A 10,139-nucleotide genomic window follows, 5' to 3' on the forward strand; every position below is an offset into this window, starting at 1 on the left:
CCGGCTCCCACAAGGACCGCACCGAATCATGTGGGAGCCGGTTTGCCGGCGATAGGGCCAGTAAAAACCCTGAAGCTACTTGTGCAACCAGCTGAGGAAGCCGCCTTTCTTGATCGCGGTCGGCTTCTGCAGCAGCAGTGACTCCCGGCTCTGGCGCCTGAACCGCTGCAACTTGTTCAGCGCCGCCTGCACCTCGCCACGTTGCACCAGGCAACTGCGCACCTGTTCCTTTTCGATGCGGTACAGCACGCAACCGGTCAGCGTACGGAACTCGGCGAACGAATCATCCTCGTCGAGGATGCCCTCGATCCCCAGCACCTCGCCCGGCCCCATGCGGCCCGCTTCCAGCAGCTTGTCGCCATCACGCACCGAGGCCGACACCACGCCACTGCCGATCACCAGCAAGTGGTCGGACTGCTCGCCAACGCCCAGGATCACCTGGTCGGCCAGGTACTCCACGGCCGTCATGCGCTGGCTCAACGCGTCTCGCTCCTGCTCGGTCAGCGAACGGAACACCCGCACTTCATCCAGCACTTCGCGCTGACGGCTGCGTGGCGGCAGGGCCAGATCGACGTTCCACATCACGCCGCTGGCCTCGAGGTGTCGATGGGCCAGGTCGAACAGCTGGTTGCGCGTTTCACCCTTGGCGCCCATGTCGGCGACGAAGCCGCTGGCTTCGTACTCCACCGACTCCAGTGTCGAGGCCTTGACCGTGACCTTGGGCTTGGGGGTGGCAAGTATCGCGCTGGTGCCCTGCAAGGCTTTTTCCAGTGCATCGAATACCCGCTTGGGGCGGACCTTGGCCGGCACCACCACGCTGATCGAAACCCCGTGCACGTCGGCCGGGCGGCTGTGGTTGAGCAACCGGGCCTTGGCCGCCACCGAGTTGGGGATCACCGCCAGGCTGCCACTGCCCGTGAGCAGACGCGTGGCGCGCCAGTCGATGTCCAGCACTTTGCCTTCGGTGCCGTCGATGGAGATCGAGTCACCGATCTGGTACGGCCGCGTGGTGTTCAGCACGATGCCGCTGAACACGTCGGCGAGGGTGCTTTGCAGTGCCAGGCCGATGACGATGGCCATTACCCCGGACGTGGCCAGCAGGCCCTTGACCGGCAGTTGCATCACGTAGCCCGCGGCAGCTACCACCGCGGCCAGGAAGATCAACGCCCCCAGCACATCCTGTAACAGCCTCCCGCCATGACTGCCACGTGCGCCCAGCAGCAGGCCGAAGACCACCGTCACCGTGCGTGCGCCAAACAGCCACCAGCCGATCGCCAGCACGGTGGCCATCAGGTTGCGTGACACATCGTCGGGCCATGGCGGTGGTTGCAATGGGCTCATGCCGGCGGCAATCAATACCCAACTGAACAGCAGGAAGCACGCAACCCGCGCGCCGATACGCCAAGCCCGGCGCTGGACCGGGATGAGTTGCCAGAGGATCAGGTCGAGCAGGATCAGGCAGGTGCCGATCAGCAAGGGGGAGTGCTGGAGGAGTGCGAACATGCGCGTCTCGTCACGGTGGGCTGTAGCTAGTAAAGAGCAGGTTCGCTGCAATTACTACTGGCTTGGCGTGCGACACGAAGAGGGTCAGGCGGGGGGAAGCGGCTCGCTGTGCAAACAGGAGCCGCAAGGGCATCAGAACATGAAGTAGACGCTGGCGCTGGTCTGGTCCAGATCGATGTCACCCACTTTGAGGACTTCCTGCTCCAGGCGCACGCCCAGGTTGCGCAGAATGTCCACCTCGACACCCAGCCCGTAGGTCATGTCCAGGTCGCTGCTGTCGCCAGCGATATCGTGGTCGGCATCCCAGGCATGCACACCCATGCTGCCAAACACGCGCACACGTTTACCGATCGGCATGCCCAGGTGAGCGGCGGCCTGTACCGAGTGGCCATCGAAGTTACCTTCGTCGCCGCCGAAGTGGCCCAGGTCGACCCAAGCGCCTTCGAAGGACAGGTAAGGGTTCAGGCGGTAGCCGACAAACGCTTTATAGGCATTGTCGTCATCGCTGATCTGGTGCTCATCGATTTCGACCTTGGTCACACCACCGCCCACGTAGAAACCACGGTCATCGGCGAAGGCGTTGAAAGTGCTGAACATGCACAGGGCAGCAAGAAGCGGTTTTGCGAATTTCATCAGTCATCCATTGGCTTTGAGTAATGAGGAGATGGCCAGGTCAGGCCGGTTTCTTAGGCTGGAACTCCCGGTCCAGGCGTTCCCGAATCTGCTGCGCAGCGCTATCCAGGGCGGGATAGATATCGTCGACGACCGGCGCCGCGGATTGTTCGATGTTCCTGCCGTCTGCGCGGTCCAGGGCACGGCCAAGCATCTCGCCTGTCAGGCTGTCGCTGACTTCACTCTGGAAGAACAGATACAGGGTTTCATCGCGAACCCCGGTCGCATGCAGGGAGAGGCCGATCAACATGCCGATGGGAATGTATTCGGTGACATTGGGATCACGCGGTGCGCGTTTGATATTGGCAATCGAAACGTTGAGCGTGAGGGCCTTGGCCGTGGGCTTGTCTACTACGCGATAACCGGCGCCGGTGAGTTGCTGTTCCAGCTGACGACGGAAGTGCGAGCGCAACTGGGTGGCATCGCCTTCGAACTTGGCCAGTCGTGGATCGTCACTGTCGAGCGAAAAGGTTTTCGGCAGATTGATGAACACGACCTTTTCATGCTTTGCAGAAAACGGTGCAGCGGACGATTTCCAGGCGACTGCCTTGTCATCGTGTTCGATGACCTGCAGTGAAGTGCTGGCTTGTTCCGTTGTCGTCAGCTCGGAGTCGATGCTGGGTGCCATCGAGCAGCCGACCAACGTTAGCGAGAGTAAAAAAGCAGCGAGCAGTTTGAACGGCATGATGATTCCTGTAGACGTCACGTTGAGGTGACTGGCGTCTCCTCAACTTGCGCTGTTGGTGAAGAAAACAGGAATCAAAAATTGTCATTTGTGCTCAGCGGCTGCCGCAGATCATCGGTGGTTCATGCAGCGCAGGCGATCCACCTCAAGGATGTAGTAGCACAGCGCGTCACCGCGGGTGGGTACCACCACCAGGTTCAAGATGGAGCCCAGGCGGAAATACTGGCGGGAAAAAAGCAGATCCGAATGGCGACTGACGTCGAACAGCTGCTCCTCGCTGCTGGCTTGAATATCTTCGACCTTTATCTTTATTCGCCAGCGTGAGGCTTCAACCAGAGACGCGCCCACGGCGATATGCCGTTCCTTGTCACCCAGGCGCTCAAGCATGCTGAGGACTGCACTGGGTTCACTGATCGTCAGCCTTTCCTTGAAGTCCAGGATGTCGCTACCCATGAAGTGATGGCCTTGGGATCGATAGGGCTGACTGTTTTCGTAGGGCACGGATCGGGTCATGAACAACGCAGCCAGGCAGGCCGCAACGATTGCCGTGATAATCAGTGCATGTCGCCATGCCGCGTGATGATTGCTCATCATTCACCCCCCAAACACTTGCCAAACATGCTGATGAGCCGCTCCTCGCTAAAGGCAAACTCCAAGTTGTAGGCCTTCCCGGATTTCTGAATACAGGAAAGATTGGTGCGCGAGCCGGTACGGCTTACAAATACCTCGCCTTGCAACTGATGTGACCAAATACCCGAACTCAAAACATCGGCCTTGAGTGCGTCTACTTCTTGTTTGCTTTTACCAACAGCGGTGATTGATAATTCACCTTGTTTGATCGCGGCGACTTCTACGTCATGAGGCAGTTCATGCGCGGCATACAGTTGCCATACGGTAAAGCATGCAAACGCCGCTGCTGCCAGATAGGCCATTCGAACCCATTTGCCCAGGCGTTGCTTGTCCGCCGGCTGGCCGAGCTCTACGGGTGTGTTCGAGGGGGTTTCAGCGCTCGAAGGCTCGGCTGATGGCCCTGTCTCGTCTGCGGGCGACGCCAGTTGATCGCTGTTGAAGCGATAGCCGCGTCGCGGCACAGTGATCAGCAGGTCGTGATCCTTGTTATCGCCAAGGATGTTCCTGAGCATGAAGATGGACTGATTGAGGCTGCCTGCCGAGACGACCCGATCATCCCAGGCGAATGCCATGATGGCCTCGCGTGAGCAAACGGCCCCAGGTTCAAGCAGCAGCAGTTCGAGTATCCGGGCGTCCGCTCGGGCCAGGGTTATTTCTTCTGGCGGGCTATCCGCGTGGTTTATGAGTAGCGTGTAGCGGTCAGGATAGAACTCCACAAGGGCGCTATTTTTTAATCGAAAATAGTAGCTCATGAAACACTTCGCGCGTTGTGAAAATAGCGGGCCATTATAGGGAGGATAACTAATGGTGCAACTCGACGAAGCGTACTTGTATTGGCTTGGTTGAATTAATAAACTATTGGGGCTCAATTATTTCAAAGTTGAAATATATTGTCGGCGCGTGAATATTTCGCACTACGGAGCGCAAGGCTCCCCCTTCGAGTGCGAAGCGCCTTTGTCCGGGCAGCGCTCGGCGATCGTTCAGAAAATAGAACGCTTGAGTCGAATTTCGCCATCTACCGCTCCAAAGGTGGTGATTTTAATGTGTGTCCATCAACGCGAAACACCCCACACATTGAGTCACCCCCTTCAGGAGCTGCGCCCATGACCTCGTTCAAATACAACCGCCTGAACAAAGACGACGCCGCTGTGCTGCTGGTCGACCACCAGGCTGGCTTGCTGTCCCTGGTCCGTGACATCGAGCCGGACGCATTCAAGAACAACGTGCTGGCCCTGGCCGACCTGGCCAAGTTCTTCAACCTGCCGACCATCCTCACCACCAGCTTCGAGCAAGGCCCGAACGGCCCGCTGATGCCGGAGTTGAAAGCGCTGTTCCCGGATGCGCCGTACATCGCTCGCCCTGGCCAGATCAACGCCTGGGACAACGAAGACTTCGTCAAGGCAGTGAAGGCCACCGGCAAGAAGCAACTGATCATTGCCGGAGTGGTGACGGAAGTCTGTGTGGCGTTCCCGGCGCTGTCGGCGCTGGAAGAAGAGTTCGAAGTGTTCGTGGTGGCCGATGCGTCCGGCACCTTCAACGCCATGACCCGCGACGCGGCCCATGACCGCATGAGCCAGGCCGGCGCGCAGATGATGACCTGGTTCGGCGTGGCCTGTGAGCTGCACCGTGACTGGCGCAACGACGTCGAGGGGCTGGCGGCGCTGTGCTCCAATCACATCCCGGATTACCGCAACCTGATCACCAGCTACAACGCCTTCAACGCCGGTAAATAAGCCCAAACGCCCAGGGCACCGACCGTCGGTGCCTGCCAGGCGCAGCACACTTATCCACACCTGGGCCCGTCCGCCGTTGCACGGTGGATGCGGGCAAGCTCATCCCAAGGAACGCCGATGAACACTGCATTCCATGACGACCGTAACGGGGTGACCCAGGTCATCCAGCACAAGGTTCGCGCCAACTCGCAGCCACCGCGCTGGAAACAGGCCGTGCTGACCTACCTGGTGATCTGCCCGATGACCCTGATCATCCCGCACCTGTTGGCACCGCTGTTCGTGCGCTTCCCGCAAATCGGGGGAACGATCACCAGCAACCTGATCGTCAACCTGTTCGTCATCCTGCCCGTGGTGTTCTTCATCATGCCTTGGGTAACCCGCCGCTGCGCCAACTGGCTGCGCAGCTGAGCCACCGTTCATGGCAGCACGACTGCTGTGTGTTGCTAGGCTTCAACCGCCCCACCGCAAATCAATCCAACGCCATGCTTGAACCGGCATGCTCTGCAGTTGCGCCTGCGCCGCTGCACCCAGACGGAGAAGACCATGTCCCAGGACCCCAATGACAACAGCCGTCGCCAGTTCCTCGCCGCCAGCACCGTGCTCGGCGCCGCCGGCGCGCTCTGGTCCGCATTGCCCTTCGCCGGCGCCGCCGGTTTCGCCCAAGCCGCCACCCAAGGAGGATCCATGACCGCAGACCTGATTCTGTTCAACGGCAAGCTGCACACCGTCGACCGTGAAAAGCCCACGGCCACTGCCGTCGCCATCAAGGACGGCCGCTTCATTGCCGTGGGCAACGACGCCGAGGCCATGGCCCACAAGGGCGCCGCGACGCAGATCATCGACCTCCGGCAGCGTACGGTGATTCCGGGCCTGAACGACTCGCACCTGCACCTGATCCGCGGTGGTCTGAACTACAACCTGGAGCTGCGCTGGGAAGGCGTGCCGTCGGTGGCCGACGCCCTGCGCATGCTCAAGGACCAGGCGGCGCGAACGCCTAACCCGCAGTGGGTGCGCGTGGTCGGTGGCTGGAACGAGTTCCAGTTCGCTGAAAAACGCATGCCCACCCTTGAAGAAATCAACCAGGCCGCGCCCGACACCCCGGTGTTCCTGCTGCACCTGTACGACCGTGCGCTGCTCAACCGCGCCGCGCTCAAGGCCGTGGGCTACAACAAGGACACGCCCAACCCGCCGGGCGGCGAGATCCAGCGCGACAAGTTCGGCAACCCGACCGGCATGCTCATCGCCCGCCCCAACGCGATGATTCTCTATGCGACGCTGGCCAAGGGGCCGAAGCTGCCGCTGGAATACCAGGTCAACTCGACCCGCCAGTTCATGCGCGAACTCAACCGCCTGGGCCTGACCAGCGCCATCGATGCCGGCGGCGGTTACCAGAACTACCCCGACGACTATCAGGTGATCCAGGAACTGGCTGACCAAGGCCAGTTGACCGTGCGCATTGCCTACAACCTGTTCACCCAGAAGCCCAAGGAAGAATTGGCCGACTTCAAGAACTGGACGTCCAGCGTCAAGCTGCACGGCGGCAACGATTTCCTCCGCCATAACGGCGCCGGCGAAATGCTGGTGTTCTCGGCGGCCGACTTCGAGGACTTCCTCGAACCGCGGCCGGACCTGCCGCAGACCATGGAAGATGAGCTGGAGCCGGTGGTGCGTCATCTGGTCGAGCAGCGCTGGCCGTTCCGTCTGCACGCCACCTACAACGAATCGATTTCGCGCATGCTCGACGTGTTCGAGAAGGTCAACCGCGACATCCCGTTCAATGGCCTGCCATGGTTCTTCGACCATGCCGAGACCATCACCCCGCAGAACATCGAGCGCGTGCGCGCACTGGGCGGCGGTATCGCCATCCAGGACCGCATGGCGTTCCAGGGTGAGTACTTCGTCGACCGCTACGGCGCCAAGGCCGCCGAGCAGACCCCGCCGATCAAGCGCATGCTCGACATGGGTGTGCCGGTGGGGGCGGGTACCGATGCGACACGCGTATCCAGCTACAACCCGTGGACCTCGCTGTACTGGTTGGTCAGCGGCAAGACCGTTGGCGGCATGGCGCTGTACCCGGAGGGCCTGAGCCGTGACACCGCCCTGCAACTGTTCACCCAGGGCAGCGCCTGGTTCTCCAGCGAACAGGGCAAGAAAGGTCAGATCAAGGTCGGCCAGCTGGCGGACCTGGCGGCACTGTCGCTGGACTTCTTCGGCGTCGAGGAAGAGGCGATCAAGGGCATCGAGTCGGTGCTGACCCTCGTCGATGGCAAGGTCGTGTATGGCGCCGCCGAGTTCGACAAGCTCGGGCCGCCACAGGTGCCAGTGTTGCCGGAGTGGTCGCCGGTGGCCAAGGTGCCGGGGCACTGGCGTGTGGGCACGCCGTCGTTGGCGGCGATGGCGCACCAGTGTGCCGGGGCTTGTGGGGTGCATGCGCACAGCCATGAGAAGGCGCGGCATTCGACAGTGCCGGTGAATGACTTCCAGGGCTTCTGGGGGGCGTTGGGCTGTTCGTGCTTTGCGTTTTGAGGTGAGGTGAAGAAGGGGCCTTCAAGGCCCCTTCTTGTTGTCTGTTGTGGCCCTATCGCTGGCAAGCCAGCTCCCACAGAAAAACCTGACCCTGCGGTGAACCTGTGGGAGCTGGCTTGCCAGCGATAGGGCCAGTACTGGCTCACGCCATGTCGCTGACGGCGAACTCTTCGGCCAGGTGATCGATCAGCGACCGCACGGACGGCAGCAACCCCCGGCGCGACGGGAAAATCGCATGGACGATGCCACAGCGCGGGTGCCAGCCCGGCAGCAACTCCACCAGCCGGCCTTGCGCCAGATCTTCGCGCACCGCGACCCTTGGCAAATGCGCGATGCCGACACCCGCCACCACGAAGTGACGCAGCGCGAACAGGTCATCGGTGACCATGCGCGGCGTATGCGGGATCACCAGGCTGTGGCCGGTAGCCTCGCCCTGGAACAACTCCCACTGGTATTCACGCTGGGCGCCGCCCCAATGCACGCTGGGCAGGGTGCCGAGCAGCTGCGGGTCGAAGCCTGCCGGCAACTGCTCCAGGTACTGCGGATGCCCCACCAGGCACTGGGTGCTGTTGCTCAGCACCTTCATGACCATGTCAGTGTTCTCCAGCGGCGGGAAGCGCACGCGCAGCGCCAGGTCGAAGCCTTCATGCAGCAGGTCGACGCGGCGGTTGGTGCTCTCGATGAACAGCTCCACCTGCGGGTACTTGAGCATGTAGCGGGTCAGCATGGGCCCGACCCAGGCGTTGAGCAGGGTGGTCGGGCAGCTGATGCGCACCAGGCCGCGGGGTTCGCTGCGGTTGCGCTCGATGATCTCCGCCGCCCCCTCGGCTTCCACGCGCATGGCCAGGCACCGGTTGTAGTAGGCCTGGCCGATCTCGGTCAGCGAGCAGTGCCGGCTGGTGCGGTGCAGCAGACGCACGCCGAGGCGATCCTCCAGGTCGGCGATACGCCGGCTAAGCTTCGACTTCGGCATGTCCAGCGCCCGCCCGGCAGGGGCGAAGCCACCATGTTCGACTACCTGGGTGAAGTAGTACAGGGAGTTCAAATCTTCCAATGATCGTTCTCCAAATGGAACGCTAAGGGCAGTTTTCGCAGTCTACCGCAGCAAAGGTGATGATTTTAATCTTTCTCCATCAACGCGAAACAACTCACTACTGAAAGAAACCAGACCCTTAGGAGCACCGACCATGAGCAACTTCAAATACAACCGCCTGAACAAAGACGACGCCGCCGTGCTGCTGGTCGACCACCAGGCTGGCCTGCTGTCCCTGGTCCGTGACATCGAGCCGGACAAGTTCAAGAACAACGTGCTGGCCCTGGCCGACCTGGCCAAGTTCTTCAACCTGCCGACCATCCTTACCACCAGTTTCGAGCAAGGCCCGAACGGCCCGCTGATGCCGGAGTTGAAAGCGCTGTTCCCGGATGCGCCGTATATCGCTCGCCCTGGCCAGATCAACGCGTGGGACAACGAAGACTTCGTCAAGGCGGTGAAGGCCACCGGCAAGAAACAGCTGATCATCGCCGGGGTAGTGACCGAGGTGTGCGTGGCGTTCCCGGCGCTGTCGGCGCTGGAAGAAGAGTTCGAAGTGTTCGTGGTGGCCGATGCGTCCGGTACCTTCAACGCCATGACCCGCGACGCAGCGCACGACCGCATGAGCCAGGCCGGTGCGCAGATGATGACCTGGTTTGGCGTGGCCTGTGAGCTGCACCGTGACTGGCGCAACGATGTCGAGGGGCTGGCTGCGCTGTGCTCCAACCACATTCCGGATTATCGGAATCTGATTACCAGCTACAACGCGTTGACTGCTGGTAAGTAACCACTGGCGGTTTGATGCACCAAGGCCGGCTCCCGTTTGGGGGCCGGCCTTTTTTGTTGCCTGTGCCGGCCCTATCGCCGGCAAGCCGGCTCCCACAATTGAACGCAGCGCAGTCCCTGTGGGAGCTGGCTTGCCAGCGATAGGGCCATGGCAGGCAGCATCAATTCACAGGCGTAGACTCAATGCCATCCAATAGCGCTTCGACTAATCCCTCTGCCAGTTCGATGCCATTCAGGTTGCTCCAGAACAGGTTCTTGCCTGTTTCGTCCAGGTGCTCCAAGGCTTTGTAACCACACTCATAGGCGCCGCGCAGGTATTGCGCTACGTGCACCAATGCATCGTGGGCAGGGACATGACGGGTTTCCACACCCGATCGCTGAACCGACAGCGATCTGGTTAGCCTAGAGAGCAGGCTTTCCCCGGACAATCAGACGGGTGTCGACACGGTTTGTAGGGTATTTCTTCAGAGGAAGTGCTTCTGTAGGAAATATCCCTCGGTGTCGTGGGATGCAGATGAGGCCGCTGTGCGCATGTCGGTGGTTATCCGGTGTCATTGAGATCGAGCGCCGCCCG

Annotated in this window: 10 protein-coding genes and 1 pseudogene; 4 read left to right on the forward strand and 7 right to left on the reverse strand. The window is 61.1% G+C overall.

The genetic code is table 11. The features are described from left to right. Positions 1-75: 75 nt before the first annotated feature. The 5 genes from PMI38_RS03040 to PMI38_RS03060 all read right to left on the reverse strand — a co-directional run bounded on the left by PMI38_RS03040 (position 76) and on the right by PMI38_RS03060 (position 4,242). On the reverse strand, positions 76-1,503 hold the full coding sequence (locus PMI38_RS03040; RefSeq protein ID WP_008090506.1) for a mechanosensitive ion channel family protein: 1,428 nt from the start codon (positions 1,501-1,503) through the stop codon (positions 76-78). 132 nt (positions 1,504-1,635) lie between these two features. Then, the gene (locus PMI38_RS03045) at positions 1,636-2,136 is read right to left on the reverse strand and encodes an outer membrane beta-barrel protein (protein ID WP_008090508.1); all 501 of its coding nucleotides are present in this window, start codon (positions 2,134-2,136) and stop codon (positions 1,636-1,638) included. Between the two features lie 40 nt (positions 2,137-2,176). Continuing rightward, complete coding sequence (locus tag PMI38_RS03050; RefSeq protein WP_008090510.1) at positions 2,177-2,860, reverse strand: DUF3313 domain-containing protein; 684 nt, start codon at positions 2,858-2,860, stop codon at positions 2,177-2,179. 111 nt (positions 2,861-2,971) lie between these two features. Beyond that, positions 2,972-3,451 (reverse strand): hypothetical protein, encoded by a 480-nt coding sequence (locus PMI38_RS03055; RefSeq protein WP_043272879.1) that lies wholly within the window; start codon positions 3,449-3,451, stop codon positions 2,972-2,974. Next, positions 3,451-4,242, reverse strand: a complete 792-nt coding sequence (locus tag PMI38_RS03060) for a winged helix-turn-helix domain-containing protein (protein WP_008090514.1) — start codon at positions 4,240-4,242, stop codon at positions 3,451-3,453. The genes PMI38_RS03055 and PMI38_RS03060 overlap by 1 nt, the downstream gene beginning before the upstream one ends. Before the next feature lie 351 nt (positions 4,243-4,593). On the opposite strand from PMI38_RS03060, the gene ycaC (PMI38_RS03065) reads away from it, so the two are divergent. The 3 genes from ycaC (PMI38_RS03065) (at position 4,594) to PMI38_RS03075 (ending at position 7,749) form a co-directional block, all read left to right on the forward strand. Further along, positions 4,594-5,223, forward strand: coding sequence for an isochorismate family cysteine hydrolase YcaC (ycaC, locus tag PMI38_RS03065; RefSeq protein WP_008090517.1), 630 nt, complete (start codon positions 4,594-4,596; stop codon positions 5,221-5,223). Between the two features lie 117 nt (positions 5,224-5,340). Further along, a complete protein-coding gene (locus PMI38_RS03070; RefSeq protein WP_008090519.1) occupies positions 5,341-5,631 on the forward strand; it encodes a hypothetical protein in 291 nt (96 codons plus the stop codon). Positions 5,632-5,907: 276 nt separating this feature from the next. Further along, positions 5,908-7,749: an amidohydrolase gene (locus tag PMI38_RS03075; protein ID WP_085988515.1), complete on the forward strand. Its 1,842-nt coding sequence runs from the start codon at positions 5,908-5,910 to the stop codon at positions 7,747-7,749. Between the two features lie 142 nt (positions 7,750-7,891). Here the strand turns inward: PMI38_RS03075 and PMI38_RS03080 are convergent, their stop codons facing one another. Beyond that, positions 7,892-8,803, reverse strand: a complete 912-nt coding sequence (locus PMI38_RS03080) for a LysR substrate-binding domain-containing protein (RefSeq protein WP_008090523.1) — start codon at positions 8,801-8,803, stop codon at positions 7,892-7,894. A 133-nt stretch (positions 8,804-8,936) separates the two neighbouring features. On the opposite strand from PMI38_RS03080, the gene ycaC (PMI38_RS03085) reads away from it, so the two are divergent. Continuing rightward, positions 8,937-9,566 (forward strand): isochorismate family cysteine hydrolase YcaC, encoded by a 630-nt coding sequence (gene ycaC / locus PMI38_RS03085; RefSeq protein ID WP_008090525.1) that lies wholly within the window; start codon positions 8,937-8,939, stop codon positions 9,564-9,566. 160 nt (positions 9,567-9,726) lie between these two features. Here the strand turns inward: ycaC (PMI38_RS03085) and PMI38_RS26975 are convergent. After that, positions 9,727-9,918 (reverse strand): annotated as a pseudogene (locus tag PMI38_RS26975) (hypothetical protein); the annotation flags it as partial. Positions 9,919-10,139 lie beyond the last annotated feature (221 nt).

The organism is Pseudomonas sp. GM84 (assembly GCF_000282535.1).
Lineage (GTDB): Bacteria > Pseudomonadota > Gammaproteobacteria > Pseudomonadales > Pseudomonadaceae > Aquipseudomonas.